This window comes from Bacteroides sp. AF25-5LB (genome assembly GCF_003602965.1).
In the GTDB taxonomy this organism is placed as follows: Bacteria; Bacteroidota; Bacteroidia; order Bacteroidales; family Bacteroidaceae; genus Bacteroides; species Bacteroides uniformis.
Window position 1 is genome coordinate 36767 of the sequence record NZ_QTMC01000003.1, and the last position, 16523, is coordinate 53289.

General features: G+C 47.3%; 14 protein-coding genes. 6 read left to right on the forward strand and 8 right to left on the reverse strand.

The features are described 5' to 3' along the window. The first annotated feature begins 1 nt into the window (after position 1). The 5 genes from DWY57_RS20710 to DWY57_RS04335 are packed head-to-tail and all read left to right on the forward strand — an operon-like array spanning position 2 to position 5276. A complete protein-coding gene (locus DWY57_RS20710) occupies positions 2-193 on the forward strand; it encodes a hypothetical protein (protein WP_133302454.1) in 192 nt (63 codons plus the stop codon). Then, entirely contained in the window at positions 165-1730 is a 1566-nt protein-coding gene (locus DWY57_RS21235; RefSeq protein WP_119961380.1) for an alpha-L-fucosidase, read from the forward strand. Before DWY57_RS20710 ends, DWY57_RS21235 begins: the two co-directional genes overlap by 29 nt. 41 nt (positions 1731-1771) lie before the next feature. Then, positions 1772-3499 carry a family 43 glycosylhydrolase gene (locus DWY57_RS04325; protein WP_165853588.1) on the forward strand — a complete coding sequence of 576 codons (1728 nt, stop codon included), beginning with the start codon at positions 1772-1774 and terminating at the stop codon, positions 3497-3499. An 8-nt stretch (positions 3500-3507) separates the two neighbouring features. Then, positions 3508-4278: a prolyl oligopeptidase family serine peptidase gene (locus DWY57_RS04330; RefSeq protein ID WP_119961381.1), complete on the forward strand. Its 771-nt coding sequence runs from the start codon at positions 3508-3510 to the stop codon at positions 4276-4278. After that, complete coding sequence (locus tag DWY57_RS04335; protein ID WP_005834489.1) at positions 4275-5276, forward strand: metallophosphoesterase; 1002 nt, start codon at positions 4275-4277, stop codon at positions 5274-5276. The genes DWY57_RS04330 and DWY57_RS04335 overlap by 4 nt, the downstream gene beginning before the upstream one ends. A gap of 6 nt (positions 5277-5282) precedes the next feature. Here the strand turns inward: DWY57_RS04335 and DWY57_RS04340 are convergent, their stop codons facing one another. From DWY57_RS04340 to rpoN, 6 genes are all read right to left on the reverse strand, one after another. Next, on the reverse strand, positions 5283-6197 hold the full coding sequence (locus tag DWY57_RS04340; RefSeq protein WP_119961382.1) for a glutaminase: 915 nt from the start codon (positions 6195-6197) through the stop codon (positions 5283-5285). A 12-nt stretch (positions 6198-6209) separates the two neighbouring features. Further along, the gene (locus DWY57_RS04345) at positions 6210-8075 is read right to left on the reverse strand and encodes a 4-hydroxy-3-methylbut-2-en-1-yl diphosphate synthase (protein WP_117964677.1); all 1866 of its coding nucleotides are present in this window, start codon (positions 8073-8075) and stop codon (positions 6210-6212) included. A gap of 91 nt (positions 8076-8166) precedes the next feature. Beyond that, complete coding sequence (purE, locus tag DWY57_RS04350; RefSeq protein ID WP_008662630.1) at positions 8167-8676, reverse strand: 5-(carboxyamino)imidazole ribonucleotide mutase; 510 nt, start codon at positions 8674-8676, stop codon at positions 8167-8169. A gap of 109 nt (positions 8677-8785) precedes the next feature. Continuing rightward, positions 8786-9166 (reverse strand): glycine cleavage system protein GcvH, encoded by a 381-nt coding sequence (gcvH, locus tag DWY57_RS04355; protein ID WP_117600283.1) that lies wholly within the window; start codon positions 9164-9166, stop codon positions 8786-8788. Positions 9167-9234: 68 nt separating this feature from the next. Then, positions 9235-9897, reverse strand: a complete 663-nt coding sequence (locus tag DWY57_RS04360) for a hypothetical protein (protein ID WP_117600180.1) — start codon at positions 9895-9897, stop codon at positions 9235-9237. A gap of 93 nt (positions 9898-9990) precedes the next feature. Further along, positions 9991-11481 (reverse strand): RNA polymerase factor sigma-54, encoded by a 1491-nt coding sequence (gene rpoN / locus DWY57_RS04365; protein ID WP_119961383.1) that lies wholly within the window; start codon positions 11479-11481, stop codon positions 9991-9993. 305 nt (positions 11482-11786) lie between these two features. On the opposite strand from rpoN, the gene DWY57_RS04375 reads away from it, so the two are divergent. Further along, entirely contained in the window at positions 11787-13160 is a 1374-nt protein-coding gene (locus DWY57_RS04375) for an aminopeptidase P family protein (protein ID WP_117600183.1), read from the forward strand. An 83-nt stretch (positions 13161-13243) separates the two neighbouring features. Here DWY57_RS04375 and DWY57_RS04380 read toward each other — a convergent pair whose 3' ends face one another. Continuing rightward, entirely contained in the window at positions 13244-14749 is a 1506-nt protein-coding gene (locus DWY57_RS04380) for a HAMP domain-containing sensor histidine kinase (protein ID WP_119961384.1), read from the reverse strand. Positions 14750-14792: 43 nt separating this feature from the next. Further along, the gene (locus DWY57_RS04385; protein ID WP_005834505.1) at positions 14793-16466 is read right to left on the reverse strand and encodes a nucleoside kinase; all 1674 of its coding nucleotides are present in this window, start codon (positions 16464-16466) and stop codon (positions 14793-14795) included. Positions 16467-16523: the final 57 nt, after the last annotated feature.

Below are 16523 nucleotides of genomic sequence, written 5' to 3' on the forward strand. Positions count from 1 at the left end.
AATGAAAAGAATCTATTTATTAATCATTTTAGTAGTAGGCTGTGTAATGTTGTCTGCTCAACAAGATCCATTTACCAATCGCATACCTTGTCATTTGAAGGCTAGTCGTGTAGGTACAAATAGCGTAGAACTTATTTGGGAGAATGTAGTAGAGGCTGTAAGTTATGAGGTTTACAAGGAAGATTTTATATAAGACTGTTAAAGAAAATCGCATTACAGTGGAAGGGCTGAATTCGTTTGATATTTACTTCTTCTCAGTGAAGGCTAGGAATAGTCATGGAGAGTTCAGTCGCGAGAGCGAGAAACTTTATGTAGCTACCGCTGAGACAAAAAGGCAAAAGGATAAGCGGATGGCGTGGTGGCGTGAAGCCCGTTTTGGGATGTTTGTCCATTGGGGCCCTTATTCTGCATTAGGTGGGCATTATACAGGACCCACGTTTCTGCAGACAAATGAAAAACATCCTTGGATAGAGGCTGACGGCATGATAAAAGATTACTATTCATGCTATCGTCCTGAATGGGTATCTTCCGATGGGAGTATAAAGACAGACCCAACTACAGGCAAACCTTATAAAAGAGGGCAATATGCCGAATGGATAATGTTTGCGGCTCAAATACCCAGGGATGAGTATCTGAAGCGGGCAAAGGAGGATTTCAAAGCAGAAAAATTCGATGCTAAAGAATGGGTAAGGATGGCTAAAGAGGCAGGGATGAAATATATTGTCATTACTTCAAAGCACCATGATGGCATTGCACTTTTAAATACACCTGTGGGGCATACTATTTTTAAAGATACAGATATCCGCAGGGATATATTGAAAGAACTGGTGAATGAAGCGAGGAAGGCCGGTCTGAAAATAGGTTTTTATTATTCGCAGGCATTGGACTGGAATAATCCGGGGGGGATGGGATGGATTCCGCAAAATGACGCGCCTAATCGGGAAGCTTCCTATGCAGACAAAGCAAAATATACGGATGAAATAGTTATCCCTCATTTACACACTATCATAAATGATTATAAAGTTGATCTTATTTGGTGGGATATGGGAGCAAGCAGCGCTCCCGAATTTAAATATCGTATGATGAAAGCTATCAAGAACATACCTGGTACGGAACGTTTAATTTTTAATGACCGAATGGAGGATAAGCTGACGGGTGATTTTAAAACTCCGGAACAAAGCATACCTGATATGCCTTCCAATGGAGATGGTACAGATTGGGAGACTTGTATGACCTTGAATGACAATTGGGGATATGCTGCCCATGATATACGCTGGAAGACTACAGAGGATGTTCTTCAAAAATTGATTGATATTACCAGTAAAGGGGGGAATTATCTATTGAATATCGGTCCGAAAGCAGATGGTACTTTCCCTGCTGAAAGCATCAATTGCTTGGAGGAAGTCGGCAGTTGGATGAAGGTGAACAGTGAAGCTATTTATGGTACAATACCGAGTCCGTTTGTTAGCCAACTCGATTGGGGAAGAGCTACCAGAAAAGAAGTGGACGGTAAACAGTTTCTTTATTTGCATGTTTTTACTCAATATTGGCCGAAAGACGGCAAACTTCTTGTCCCGGATTTTGGCTCTGGGATAAAACGGGCCTATTTATTGATTGATGCGAAGAAAACTTCTTTACCTATAGACAAAATGGGAGACAATCATATATTTTCTTTACCTTTAGACGCTCCTGATAAAATCAGTACGACCATTGTTGTAGAAACTTTGTGACGTAGGTAGGGCTGTAGTATAATAATATAAATATGGATAATATGATGAAAAGATTAAGTGGTTTGGTGCTGCTGTTGTGTTTGGCGAATTTCCTTTCTGCACAAGACATGCATATGGATACTTATTGTAATCCTTTAAATATCGATTACACGTACATGATTTATAATTCGGATAAGAATATCTCCTACCGTTCTGGTGCCGATCCTGCTGTGGTGGAGTTCCGGGGTGAATATTATATGTTTGTTACCCGTTCACACGGTTATTGGCGTTCCAGGGATTTGCTGAACTGGGAGTTTGTACGTCCGGGCAGGAACTGGTATCCGCAAGGGTGTAATGCTCCGGCGGCACATAATTACAAAGATTCGGTACTTTATGTGACCGGTGATCCTTCCGGTTCCATGAGTATCCTTTATACGGATAATCCGGCTTCAGGAAACTGGGAAGCTGTTCCGGCAATTTTGCATAATCTGCAAGATCCCGATTTGTTTATTGACGATGACGGTAAAGCGTATATGTTCTGGGGTTCTTCCAATGTGTATCCTATCAGGGGAATGGAACTGGACAAGAACCGGCGTTTCATCAAGAAGGGAGAAACGAAAGAACTCTTCAATTTGGATATGCCTAAACATGGCTGGGAACGTTTCGGTGAAAACCATACGGATACTGTATTGGGCGGATATATTGAGGGGCCTTGGCTGACGAAGCATAATGGGAAATACTATATGCAATACGGTGCTCCGGGAACGGAATTCAATGTCTATGCCGATGGTGTTTATGTGGCCGATTATCCGATGGGGCCTTATACTTACCAAAAGCATAATCCGGTGTCCTACAAGCCGGGTGGTTATATGAACGGTGCCGGACATGGAAGTACCGTGCTTGGTCCTGGGGGGCAGTATTGGCATTTTGCTTCGATGTCACTCTCTATCAATGTGAATTGGGAACGTCGCCTTTGTATGTTTCCGGCAGGGTTTGATAAAGATGGCATTATGTATGTAGATACCCGTTTCGGAGACTATCCCCGTTATGCACCTGCCGTACCGGGCAAGGCTGGACAGTTCCGTGGCTGGATGTTGCTCTCGTATGGCAAGCCGGTGACGGCTTTTACTACAAAAGACGAATTTAAGGCAGATGCCCTAACGGATGAACTGACTAAAACTTTTTGGCTTGCCGAGGCTAATGACGAACGGCAGTGGGTGATGATTGATTTAGAGAAACCTGCTGATGTGTATGCTGTTCAGATAAACTATCACGATTATCAAAGTAATATGTACGGTCGCTACGAAGGACTCCATCACCGTTATCTCATCGAAGGTTCTCTTGATGGTGAGAATTGGGATATATTGGTGGACCGTAAGGAAAGTTATAGGGATACTCCGAATGATTATGTTGAACTGGCATTACCCAAGTCTGCCCGTTATATCCGTTATAAAAATATAGATATACCGACACCGAATCTGGCTATATCTGAACTTCGCGTCTTTGGATTGGGTACGGGGAAGGCACCGCAACAACCCAAAAAGTTGGTACTTGACCGCCAAGCAGACCGTCGTGACATCTCCATCCGTTGGGAGGCTGTGAAAGGTGCACAAGGTTACAACATACTTTGGGGCATTGCACCGGACAAACTTTACAGCTCTTGGATGGTCTATGATAAGACTGATTTATTGATGAAAACCCTTACTGCTGATCAGGATTATTATTTTTGTGTGGAGGCTTTCAATGAAAATGGTGTATCTTTACGTTCGGAAGTTAAACATGTAAAATAAATAATAAGATGAAACGTATAATCGGCATCCTTTGTGGATTATTCTTTTTCTTGTTTTCGTTTGCACAAGAAACCTTTCAAAAGGAAACTTATATCTCTTCCCGTGGAGATACATTGTTGTATCGTTTGTTGCGTCCAGAGGTGATGAAACCTGATGAAAAGTATCCTTTGGTGCTTTTCCTGCATGGTGCCGGAGAGCGTGGCAATGATAATGAGAAACAATTGGTTCATGGTGGGCAGATGTGGCTTAATCCTGTAAACCGCGAAAAGTGTCCGGCGTTTATTTTGGCTCCGCAGTGTCCTGAAACCGGATATTGGGCATATACGGAGCGCCCTTCATCTTTTGCTCCGGCAGATATGCCGTTGGAAGTGCCTGTTTCTCCTATTTTCCGTACGTTGAAAGAGTTGTTGGATTTCTATCTGGCCATGCCGCAGATAGACAAAGACCGTATCTATGTTATGGGACTTTCTATGGGAGGAATGGGTACATTTGACATGGCTGTCCGCTATCCGGAGATTTTTGCGGCAGCAATACCTATTTGTGGAACAGTGAATCCGGCACGGTTGAAGGCTGGCAAATCGGTCAAGTTCCGTATTTTTCATGGAGATGCGGATAATGTAGTAACTCCTGAAGGATCGCGTGCAGCATATCGGGCCTTGAAAGCTATTGGTGCCGATGTGGAATATATTGAATTTCCTGGTTGTAATCATGGTAGTTGGAATCCGGCTTTCAACTATCCTGATTTTATGGAGTGGCTGTTTAATCAGAAGAAAAAATGATGAGAATATTGTCTGTTATCGGAGCGCTCTTTTTAGGGGGCGCTTTTTTAACTTCTTGCACCACTTCCGGTCGGGTAAGTACTTTTGTGGTATTGCCGGATACGCAGACTTATCTGGAGCAATGTCCGGAGGTCTTCGATTCGCAAGTGGACTGGTTGGTTGCCAACCGTAAGAAAATAGATGCCGTGTTCCAAGTGGGAGATTTGACACAAGATAATTCTCCGGTGGAATGGGCATATATGCAGAAAGCTTTTCATCGTGTCAGCCAAGCAGGAATACCTTATTCTGTCGTATGGGGAAATCACGATATTGGCAGTAAACCCGGTAAGTTTTCGGACATACATAACACTGCAATGGCCAACAAGTATTTTCCTCTTTCCGGCTATAAGCGGAAGAGCTATTGGGGAGGTAGTGCAGATGGAAAGACATTGGATAACTATTTCATAAATTTCAGGTCGGGCGATACCGATTGGCTGGTCTTGAATCTGGAATTCGGGCCTTCTGATGAGGCTCTGCAATGGGCCGATTCCATAGTGGGTATTCATCCGGATAAGCTTGTCATATTGAATACACACGCCTATTTGTATTGTGACAGTACGTTGCATGACGGGAAAGACTGGTGGCGCCCTCAAGGATATGGCATCGGCAAAGAGTCTGGGCGCACAGTGAACGATGGTGCTGGAATCTGGGAGAAATTGCTTCTCAAACATCGCAATGTGATAGCTGTCTTTTGTGGGCATGTCTTGAAAAGCGGAGTCGGCACGCTGGTCTCTATAGGGAAAGAGGGAAATAAAGTGTATCAGATGCTGGCAAACTATCAGCGTGGTGTGGAAGGTAGTAGATTGGGAGGTGAAGGCTACTTACGTATTGTAACTTTTAACCGGAAGACAAGGGAGATAGATGTGAAAACCTATTCTACTTGGAATAAAGCCTACCACCCCTCCGAACATCATAACTTTAAGTTCAAAGAGGTGGACTTTGATAAATATCTACGCTGAAATTTTTCAGAAAATAGATTCCTGTGTCTGTGTGGTCAGCAGTTCCAAAGCCTTGATGCCCATAACGGAATTCCCTTTCTGGTTCAGTCTTGGGCTCCATACTGCGACTGAATAACGCAGTGGATAAACTGCAGCTATGCCGCCTCCTACACCACTTTTTCCAGGAAGGCCTACTAGATAAGAGAACTCTCCGGCTTCGTCATAAAAACCACATGTTTGCATGATGGCATTGATCCTTTTTACCTGAGAGGAGGTCAGAGTGATGTTTTCGAACGCAAAGGCTTGTTTATGGTTGGCGAAAGGTAAAAATGCCTTAGACAAATCATAACAGCTCATCTCTATGGAGCATTGCAGGAAATAGAAGCGGAGTACGCGTTCTATGTCATTGTTTATGTTATGATGATATTTCAACAGATTGGTAATTGTCGCATTCAGGTAGCCGTTTTCGCGTTCGGATAGGGCTACTTCTTCATTATAATCAATCTGGTTGTTTCTGCTGAGTGAACGGACAAAACGGATATATTCCTCTTTTGGATGCTTTAAATGGCTCAATAGAATGTCGGTCATCACAATGGCGCCGGCATTGATAAATGGATTTCGGGGAATACCTTTTTCTACCTCTAGTTGCACTAGCGAGTTGAAAGCAGTGCCCGAGGGTTCTTTACCCACTCTTTTCCATAGATTGTCTCCTTCAAGGCTTAGGCACATGGCAAGGGAAAATACTTTCGAAATACTTTGTATGGAGAAGCCGGTAGTAGCTTCTCCATGCATGAAGGTTTCGCCTTGTATGGTGTGAATGCACATTCCGAACTGGTCCGGATTGATTTTGGCGAGTGCCGGAATGTAATCAGCTTGCTTGCCAATAGTGGCATAAGGCTCTATTTCTTGATGAATACCTTTCAGTATTTTCTGATAATCCATATTATAGTTCTTTTATTTCTCTATATAGTCGCCATTGTCCCTAATGAGTTCTATCAGCTTTTCCACCGCCTCTTCTTCGGGAATGTTCTTTTCGATGCACTCCTTCTTCTTGTAGAGGCTGATTTTGCCTCGTCCGGCGCCTACATAGCCATAATCAGCATCGGCCATTTCTCCGGGACCGTTGACAATGCATCCCATGATTCCTATCTTGAGTCCTTTCAGATGGCCGGTGGCTGCCTTGATACGGGCAATGGTACTTTCCAGGTCGTAGAGGGTGCGTCCGCAGCCGGGACAAGAGATGTATTCGGTCTTGCTGGTACGTACACGTCCGGCTTGCAGGATACCGAAAGCAGTGGCATCCACTACTTTGCCGCTTATGGTTTCTCCTTGGTTGAAGAGAAGGATACCGTCGCACAGACCGTCGAAGATAAGTGCTCCCATGTCTGCAGCCGCTTTGATTTGCAGATTTTCCAGTTCGCTTTCTGCGTAGTGTTCAAAGAATACTACCGGGTTTTTCAGGTCTTCCTTCATCATTTGGTGTACCAGGGCGCGTTGTTCTCCCAATCGGTTGGGGTGATTGCTTTGTGAAACTAATACGACTTCCGGATGATACTTCAGGCAGGCGATGGCTTCGTCATTCAGCCCCATGTACGTGATGAAGAGGAATTTCAAAGAAGCGCCGCAGCTGCTTAGGAAAGGAAGCTGGTCTCCTTTGAAGGCGGGCCAGGCATTGTCCGGTTCCGTTCCGCCGTTACTGTGCTCCATCCAGACATCGGCATCGATGATGCATTGCATGCCTTCCGGAAGTTGCCGGGGGATGGAGCGCCCCGTATAGATATAGTCCGGCATGAATTGCGGGTTGAAGTCCATATCTCCGTCCAGGCGTGCAGCGATGACCACAGGCAGATTGTCTCCACCGATATGGTGTACGGCACCGGTCTTGCGGCGGGTGGGAGAGAGATAATTGAATTCCGGTACATCTGCTCCGGGGATGTAGGGGTGGTCGTGTCGTTGTACAATGTAATCCACCAGTTTGCGGGCTACGGGGATTTCTGCCTCCGGAGCTTCACTCAGGGAAACCCGGATAGTGTCACCCAAACCATCTGCCAGCAGGGCACCGATGCCCAGGGCTGACTTGATGCGCCCGTCTTCTCCGTCTCCGGCTTCCGTTACACCGAGATGCAGCGGGAATCGCATGCCTTCTTGTTCCATTACGGCTGCCAGCAAGCGCACTGTCTTTACCATGACCACTGTATTGGACGCCTTGATGGAAATGACTACATCCGTGAAATTCTCTTGCACGCAGATGCGCAGAAACTCCATACAAGATTCCACCATGCCTTCCGGTGTATCGCCATAGCGCGACATGATGCGGTCGGATAATGAACCGTGGTTCACGCCGATGCGGATGGCAGTATGGTTCTCCTTGCAGATATTAAGGAAGGGGACAAAGCGGTCGTGTATCTTCTGCAACTCCTGGGCATACTCTTCATCGGTATACTCCAAATGTTTGAAAGTACGTGCTGCATCCACATAGTTTCCCGGATTGATGCGTACTTTTTCTACATACTGTGCTGCCACGTCCGCTACCTTCGGGTTGAAGTGAATGTCGGCCACAAGCGGCACCATATATCCGTCCTGGCGTAGGCCTATGTTGATATTCATCAGGTTTTCAGCCTCTTTGATGCCTTGGGCCGTGAGGCGTACATACTCTCCTCCGGCGTCGACAATACGTTTGGCTTGCGCCACACTGGCTTCTGTGTCCTGCGTAGCGGTGTTCGTCATACTTTGTATGCGGATAGGATTGGAGCCGCCCATAGGGGTGGCTCCAATGTTTACTTCTGATGTTTCCCGTCGGGAATAGTTGAATAAATCCACGGTAATAAGTGATTAGCGTTTAGTGATAAATGATTAGTGATAAGGGATCAGTGACTACATATCATCTTACTAATCCCTTATCCCTAATCCCTCAATTAGTCTTGTATTCGTACTTCACCTCCTTCAAGTCCTCATTTGCCTTAACTATTTTCTTTTTCAGCCCTTCTTTATAGGCGGCGAATGTTTCAGCCAATGAGGAATCGCTCAGTGCCAGCATCTGTACGGCAAGGATGGCAGCGTTCATGGCACCATTAATGGCAACGGTGGCTACCGGTATGCCCGGAGGCATCTGGATGATAGAGTAGAGGGCGTCTACGCCATCGAGTACAGACCCTTTTACGGGAACCCCGATTACCGGCAGTGTGGTATTGGCAGCAATGACGCCGGGCAGTGCGGCAGCCATACCGGCAGCGGCAATAATCACTTTAATGCCGCGTTGGCGGGCATTCTTGGCAAATTCCTCCACTGCTTCCGGTGTGCGGTGAGCAGAGAGAGCGTTCATTTCGAACGGTACATGCAGGTCATTGAGCAATTGCGCGGCCTTCTCCATAACGGGGAGGTCGGAAGTGCTGCCCATGATGATGCTAACGATTGGAGACATGAATCTTTAAATTATTAAAGGGTTAATTTTATAAGGGTTAGGGATTAACGATTAGGGGTTAGGGACTGCGCTATCATTCCGTCCGGTGCTAATCCCTAATCCTTTCATTTCATTCGTTTATCAGCGCTTTGTAGGCTTCGGCATCCAGCAGGCTGTCGAAGTCGGCATCAGCGGCGGGTTTGATTTTGATGAGCCAGCCTTCGCCGTACGGGTCCTGGTTTACCAGTTCCGGTTGGTCAGCAAGCGCTTCGTTCTGTTCCAGAATTTCTCCGCTTACGGGCAGGAAGAGGTCTGAAATGGTTTTTACTACTTCAATGGTGCCGAACACTTCGTTGGCGGCCAACGTTTCACCTTCGGTTGGGATGTCGACAAACACAATGTCGCCCAGTTGCTCTTGTGCGTAATCGGTAATACCTACATAGGCTACATCACCTTCCAGGCGAATCCATTCGTGTTCTTTGGTGTACTTTACATTAGTCGGGAAATTCATGATCATTAGTTTTTAAGGGTTGATACTATGTAAATTAAAAGTTGAAAATTAAAAATTAAACAAGGCTCTTAAAAAAGGAAGATTCGGAACAATATGTTGCTCAGCGGGTGGAGTACCAGCAGCGAGCAGACAAGCCCTACGGCAAAGCCTCCCATAACTTCGCCCAGGGTGTGGTGTCGTAGGATGATGCGGGCGGTGCCCAGCACGCCAGCCACCAGTATAAAGAGGCATAGCCACCATACGGGATTGTAGCTGAACAAGGCACTGAAAGCTACCAGTCCGCCAATTACGGCTCCGGCGCCTGCCATGTGTTCGCTCAGTTTCCATTTTAAGTTGACAATGACGCAGATTATCATCACTACCAGGGCGGAGAGTATGATACCGGTCATGTACCACGGGATATTGAGCCGGTGCATCATGAGCAGGCAGAATACATAAGAAGTGATGGTCAGAATAAAGGGAATGTATCTCCTTTTTCGTTCCACCAGTTCTTCCGGACTGAAACCGTTGATTTTGCGGAAGATGAAGATAGTCAGTGTAGGCATCAGGATGGTGAAGCAATACACCACACCCAATACTATCAACTTGTACTGCAACGGCATGATGCGCAGGTACGAGAATATAAACAGAACCAGAAATGCCAGGAAAGGGATGGAGAACGGTGTGAATACCGCCGAAATCACTTTCGCTGTTCTGATTAAAGTTTTATCTGCTATAATATGCTCTTCCACAACCTAATTTTATTTACGATTTGACTATTTACAATTTACTATTTGAATGCACTAATCTTTAAACCTTAATCCCTAATCGCTCATCCTTTTCTCTCATCTTCTCAGTCTTGCCACGGGGATATTCATCTGTTGGCGATACTTTGCCACCGTGCGGCGGGCTATGGGATAGCCTTTCTCCTTCAGCAGCTCGGTCAGTTCGTCATCGGTCAGAGGCTTTTTCTTGTCCTCGTTGTCAATGCACTCTTTGAGTATCTTGCGTATTTCGCGTACAGACATCTCTTCGCCGTCTTCGGTTGTGTAGCCGTCGTTGAAGAAGAATTTCAGCGGGTAGATGCCGTAGTTGGTCTGTACATACTTGCTGTTGCTCACACGGGAGATGGTCGAGATGTCCAACCCGGTGCGTTCGGCAACATCTTTCAGAATCATGGGGCGGAGCAATGACTCGTCTCCTTCGAGGAAGAAAGGACGTTGCAGGTCTATGATGGCCTGCATGGTAGTCATCAGCGTATTCTGGCGTTGCTTCACGGCGTCGATGAAACCTTGTGCGGCATCCATTTTTTGTTTGAGGAACATCATGGTTTCGCGGGATTCCTTAGACTGGTTGGCCCGGTTCTTGGTGTGTTCTTCCACCATCTCGGTGAAGTCGCGGCTCATGCGCAGTTCCGGCACGTTGCGGTTGTTCAGTGTCAGGTTGATGGTGCCGTCGTCATAAGTGTCTACCAGGAAGTCGGGCACAATCTGCTGCATGTTCTTGCCGATGGCTTCGCCGAGCGAGGCACCGGGGCGGGGATTCAGCTTGCAGATTTCCTTAACGGCTTGTTGCAGGGTATCTTCGCTGATACCTAATTTCTGCATAATCTTGTCCCAATGCTTGCGGGTGAACTCTTCGTAGCACTGGGTAAGAATATCTTCTTCTATATAGTATTGTGGAGGCGAGGGCATGGGCCGTTGCGCTTCCTTACGTCGAATCTGGATGAGCAGGCACTCTTGTAGGGTGCGGGCGCCCAGACCGGCGGGGTCGAAGTCTTGTATAATCTTCAATACTTCTTCCAGCTCTTCGGGAGAAGCGTCGATACCGGTGTAGATGGCGAGTTCGTCGCTGATACTGTCCAGCGATTTGCGCAGCAGGCCATCGTCGTCCAGCGAGCCGATGAGATATTCGGCCAGTTCGCGCTGGTGCGGAGTCAAGTCCTGCTCGCCGAGCTGCTGGCGCAAGGTTTCATAGAAGGAGGTGGCGTCGGAGAAAGGAATTTCTTCTGCCTGCTCCCCTTTGCTGCGGTTGTTCTCCTGCAGCTTGTAGTCGGGGATATCGTCTTCGTTCAGATAATCGCTTAAAGAATCATAGCTGGTGTCTCCACCATCTTCTGAGCCGGTTTCCGCATCGGGTGTGTCGGGGTATTCGTCGCTGGGAGTATCCTCCTTACCCTCTTCCAGTGCCGGATTTTCCAGAAGTTCGGCACGTACGCGGTCCTCTAGTTCCACGGCGGGAAGTTCCAGCAGCTTTACCACCAGAATTTGTTGCGGCGACAGCGTTTGTATCTGCTGTTGCGCTTGGGTCTGTACTTGTCGGGAGCCTTGTGCCATATTTTTATAAATTATTCTATGCACTCATTGTGCATCTTCTTTCAGATATTTACCGCAAAAATAGTGAATAGTTCGATAACACGAAACCTCTCTGATGATATTTAACAAGAAAAGAGAAAACAAGCTTTTGCCAATAGCTTGGCAAACTTTTGCCATGCCTATGGCAAGACTTTGCCAAAGGCTTGAAAAACGTTGGCAAAATAGTCTTCTGATTATGAACTATATAGATTAATCTCCTTTTTGTATTATCTTCTTTCAAAGATTATCTATATCTTTGTCCTATAACTACTAAAACAAGGAATGTTATGTTTGCTAAAGAAACGTATGTGCAGCGCAGGGCCCAGCTGAAAAAAACGATAGGCTCCGGAGTGTTACTGTTTTTGGGTAACGATGAACAAGGTTTGAACTATGAGGACAATACTTTCCGTTACCGCCAGGATTCCACTTTTCTCTACTATTTTGGCTTGTCATTTGCCGGGCTGTCAGCTCTCATCGACATAGATGAAGATAAAGAAATCATTTTTGGCGATGAGCTGACCATCGACCATATTGTCTGGATGGGTACCCAGCCCACCCTTCACGAAAAGGCTTCTGCTGTGGGAATTTCCGAAACCCGTCCTTTTGCCGACATCGTCGGTTATCTGCACAAGGCTGTACAGAAGGGACAGACCATCCATTATTTGCCCCCTTATCGTGCCGAGCATAAGTTGAAACTGATGGACTGGCTGGGTGTTCCTCCGGCACGTCAGGAAGGGTCTGTACCGTTTATCCGTGCGGTGGTGGCACAGCGCAACTACAAGTCGGCAGAAGAAATAGCGGAAATAGAAAAGGCATGCGACGTGACTGCTGACATGCACATCACCGCAATGAAGGTGCTTCGTCCGGGCATGTACGAATACGAGGTTGTGGCCGAAATGAACCGTATCGCCGAGATGAACAACTGCGAGCTGTCTTTTGCCACGATTGCTACTATCAACGGGCAGACTTTGCACAACCACTATCATGGAAATAAAGTAAAGCCGGGTGACCTCTTCCTGATTGATGCCGGCGCCGAGCTTCCTTCGGGTTACTGTGGCGACATGTCGTCCACCGTGCCTGCGGACAAAGCTTTTACTCCACGCCAGCGTGCCGTTTACGAAATCCAGAACGCCATGCACTTAGAGTCTGTCAAAGCCCTCCGTCCGGGCATTCCTTATATGAAGGTGTACGAGCTTTCCGCCCAAGTGATGGTGGAAGGGCTGAAAGAGCTGGGCTTGATGAAGGGCAATGCTGAAGATGCCGTACGCGAAGGGGCGCATGCTTTGTTCTATCCCCACGGACTGGGACACATGATGGGCCTGGACGTGCACGATATGGAGAACCTGGGTGAGCTTTGGGTAGGCTATGACGGCCAGCCCAAGAGTACGCAGTTCGGTCGCAAGAGCCAGCGCCTTGCTATCCCTCTGGAACCGGGCTTTGTGCATACGGTTGAGCCGGGCATTTATTTCATTCCCGAGTTGATTGATTTGTGGAGAGGAGAGAAGAAGTTTATGGACTTCATTGACTATGATAAGGTGGAAGAATACCGTAATTTCGGTGGCATCCGCAATGAGGAGGATTATCTGATTACCGAAACGGGAGCGCACCGTTTGGGTAAGAAAATTCCGCTGACGCCGGAAGAGGTGGAGGCATTACGTTGACAACCACATTTTTAATATATACAGAAAGCCGTTTGTCCCGGTAATGCCGGTGACAAGCGGCTTTCAAATACAATATGTATGGTTTATGCGTGTAGTTCCAGAACGAACCGTGCTCCCTTGTTGTAGCTGCTGTCCAGTGTCAGGCTACCGTTCATCTTGGTGGCAATCAGTGAGCAGATGGGTAGTCCCAGACCGTCGCCTTGCGTCAAGTCCTTTACTTCGGTGAAAGGCTTGAAGATGTTTTCGCGTTGCTCCTCGGGGATACCGCAACCGGTGTCGCTGATGATGAACTGGTGGGTGTGCGCACCGCGTTTCTTGAAGTCCAGCCATATTTTCCCTCCAGCAGGGGTGTGCTCGGAAGCGTTCTTCAACAGGTGCAGCAAGATGCGTTCCAGTTGCTCAGGGTTGATTTTCACATTCAGTTTTGGAGCGTTCACGGTCAAGGTGACATCCTCTTGTGTCATCCCTTTGATTTTGTCCATGATGTCTTCACAGAAAGTGGAGATATTCTTTTCCTGCATTTCGTAGGGTTCGGACAAGGTAGTTTCCAACTCGGACAGTTCCTGGATATGGTTGGAGAATGCATACAGGGCTTTTACGCCCGGCTGTGAGGCGTCGAGCGTGTCCAGTGTCGGTTCCATCTGGGTGGAAATGTTCTGGATAAATTTGGTTTTCAGCTCATTGTGCTCATTGGTAGTGCTGATGGCTTTCTTCTGTTTACGGGTGAGGATGATGAAACGCAGCAATACGATGGCGCCGAATACCAGTGCGGCGGCAAGGATGGCGGCGAGTATGCAAAGCCCGATGATGATGTACTGCTTGGCGCTCAGGGAATCGTCCTTCTCCTGGATAGTAGCCAGGCTTTCATCGTATTTCTTCTTTAGGGCGTTCAGTTCCTCTTGGGAGGTAAGCGCTTTTACAGAGTCGGCCCAAATGATATACTTGTCGTATGTGCGTGCCACCAGTCCGGCATTGTTTGCCTTGTGGGCAATGCTGATGAGAGTCTTGTAGTATTCGTCTACTTTGGCGTAGTTCTTTTGTTCCTTATATTGCCCTATCAGGCGGTTGCTAGCCACATCACCTTGTGTGGTCATACCGAAGGTGTAGTAATAATTGGCTTGTGTATAAAGCAGGTCGTTACTCAGAGAGTCGTTGTGAGAAGCTTTGGCGGTCTCTTCCAGTTTGGCCAGCTGTTCCTTGGCGCGTGTGGGATTCTTCAAGTTGATATACATTTGTAGGCGCTCCTTGTTGATGCGGAAGCGCAGGTTGGGCATGGCCTTTCCTGTTTTCTGTTCGCCGGTTGCCACTACTTGCTCGGCACCGCGCAACAGTTCAAAAGCTTCTTTATAGTAATTTTCCCGGTGGTAGAGGGCGCTGGCATTGACGCCGCATTCCACTGCCTGGGCATATTTGTCTTGCGTGGCAAAGGCATTGTAGGCTTGCAAGAAAAGATAGCGAGCTTTGATATATTCCTTTTTCGTAAGATTTTCTTGCGCTTGTTTCATCAATTCGTCCGCGCGGTTTTGCGCATGGAGTTGAATAAAGATGCAGAAAGTCGCTAAGAGAAGTGTCGAAATAATTTTTTTCATATGTACGTTTGTTTTATTTACTCACAAAGTTAGAATAAAAAACTTAGTATTTGAAGCTGCTGCCTCCTAAAAATTCTCTTAGCAAGGATGTCGGCGGAATTTCTTTGTCCTGCACGGGAGTGAAATATTTGATAAATTTCAGCAACCGGTAGGCTTCTGCGTATTCCGGACAGTTCCGTGGAACGCTGGTAAGGATGGGCTCTGCGTGGCAGCGGAGCACGGCGAATTCGAATAAGAGGGCGGAGTTGAACATAACGTCGGCATTTTCCTGGTAGGGGAATATCCATTTGTCCTCGCCGGCACGTACACTGGGCCAGCGTGAAATGGTCTCTTGTGCCGAGTAGCCGCGGTAGTTGAAGTCGCGGATGATGCGGCGCAGCAGGCGGTTGTCCGTGGTGGGAATCCAGTTGTGGTCGTCCAGCGAGATGGTGGTCAGGGCGGATACATAAATCTTGTATTTGCTGGCGGCGGGAATCTGTGGTGTCAGTTCAGGGTTCAGGGCATGAATTCCTTCCAGGATGAGGATGGTATGCTCGTCGATGCGTAGTTTGTCGCCCTTGTACTCTTTCTTCCCGAGGTTGAAGTTGAAGCGGGGCAGCTCCACTTCTTCGCCACGGAGCAATGCCTGCAGCTGGGTGTTGAAGAGTTCGAGGTCGAGGGCGTAGAGTGATTCGTAGTCGTAGTTTCCGTTTTCGTCGCGTGGGGTGTCTTCACGGTCTACGAAGTAGTTGTCTAGCGAGATGGGATAGGGACGCAGGCCGTTGGTCATCAACTGCACGCTGAGCCGCTTGCTGAAAGTCGTCTTTCCGGAGGACGATGGACCGGAGATGAGTACGAGCTTCACCCGGTTTCCGTTTTCGCCGCGGTGGTAGATGTCGTCAGCTATTTGGGCTATCTTTTTCTCCTGCAGGGCTTCGGCTACGTTGATGAGGTCGGTGGCATGGCCTGTCTCGCAAGCCAGGTTGAAGTCGCCCACGTTACTCAGCCCCATGATGTAGTTCCAGCGCAGGTGTTCCTTGAATACGTCGAGCATCTTCTCCTGTTTCACCACTTCTTCCAGTACATTCGGGTTCTCCTTGTTGGGGATACGCAGCAGCAGGCCGTCGTAATACTTCACGATGTCGAACAGCCAGATGAACCCGGTACTGGGCAGCAGGTTGCCGTAGTAGTAGTCTACGGTGTCGCCCAATGTGTAATAATAGGTATATAGCGAGCCGGAGGTTTCCAGCAGCTTAACCTTGTCGTTCATGCCCCGTTCGCTAAAGATACGCACAGCCTCGGTGGTGTGGCATTCTACACGATGGTAGGGGATGTTTTCGGCGATGATTTCCTGCATCCGTTTCTTGATGGCGGTCACATCTTCCAGCTCTATGGAACGGCCGATGCGCAAGTTACAGAAGTAACCTTTGGATACCGGATGCTCTACGAACAGTTTTCCTTCCGGAAACAGCTCGCTGACAGCTTTGTAAAGAATGAAGCAGAGGGAACGGACATAAGTGCGCATGCCTGAGGAGTCACGTATGTCGAGAAACTCTACATCCTTATTGTTGTATACACGAAAATTCAGTCCTTCGGAACGGTTGTTGACTTTTGCACTGACTACCTGATAGGGGAAATTTAGATTAAAACCGTAATAAATATCCAAAAGTGAGCTCCCTATAGGGAATTCTTTAGAAATATTATTATTTTTGCAACAAATTTGTAACATGTGTTTCATGATGTCTCGTTTTTAGTGGGTTGACACGTTAAATATAGGACATTATAACACGTGAAG

What these genes read in the sequence shown, in the direction of transcription:
- DWY57_RS20710 (WP_133302454.1), top strand. Translation starts at nt 2, where the DNA reads ATGAAAAGAATCTATTTATTAATCATTTTAGTAGTAGGCTGTGTAATG.
- DWY57_RS21235 (WP_119961380.1), top strand. Translation starts at nt 165, where the DNA reads ATGAGGTTTACAAGGAAGATTTTATATAAGACTGTTAAAGAAAATCGC.
- DWY57_RS04325 (WP_165853588.1), top strand. Translation starts at nt 1,772, where the DNA reads ATGATGAAAAGATTAAGTGGTTTGGTGCTGCTGTTGTGTTTGGCGAAT.
- DWY57_RS04330 (WP_119961381.1), top strand. Translation starts at nt 3,508, where the DNA reads ATGAAACGTATAATCGGCATCCTTTGTGGATTATTCTTTTTCTTGTTT.
- DWY57_RS04335 (WP_005834489.1), top strand. Translation starts at nt 4,275, where the DNA reads ATGATGAGAATATTGTCTGTTATCGGAGCGCTCTTTTTAGGGGGCGCT.
- DWY57_RS04340 (WP_119961382.1), bottom strand. Translation starts at nt 6,197, where the DNA reads ATGGATTATCAGAAAATACTGAAAGGTATTCATCAAGAAATAGAGCCT.
- purE (WP_008662630.1), bottom strand. Translation starts at nt 8,676, where the DNA reads ATGTCTCCAATCGTTAGCATCATCATGGGCAGCACTTCCGACCTCCCC.
- gcvH (WP_117600283.1), bottom strand. Translation starts at nt 9,166, where the DNA reads ATGAATTTCCCGACTAATGTAAAGTACACCAAAGAACACGAATGGATT.
- rpoN (WP_119961383.1), bottom strand. Translation starts at nt 11,481, where the DNA reads ATGGCACAAGGCTCCCGACAAGTACAGACCCAAGCGCAACAGCAGATA.
- DWY57_RS04375 (WP_117600183.1), top strand. Translation starts at nt 11,787, where the DNA reads ATGTTTGCTAAAGAAACGTATGTGCAGCGCAGGGCCCAGCTGAAAAAA.
- DWY57_RS04380 (WP_119961384.1), bottom strand. Translation starts at nt 14,749, where the DNA reads ATGAAAAAAATTATTTCGACACTTCTCTTAGCGACTTTCTGCATCTTT.
- DWY57_RS04385 (WP_005834505.1), bottom strand. Translation starts at nt 16,466, where the DNA reads ATGAAACACATGTTACAAATTTGTTGCAAAAATAATAATATTTCTAAA.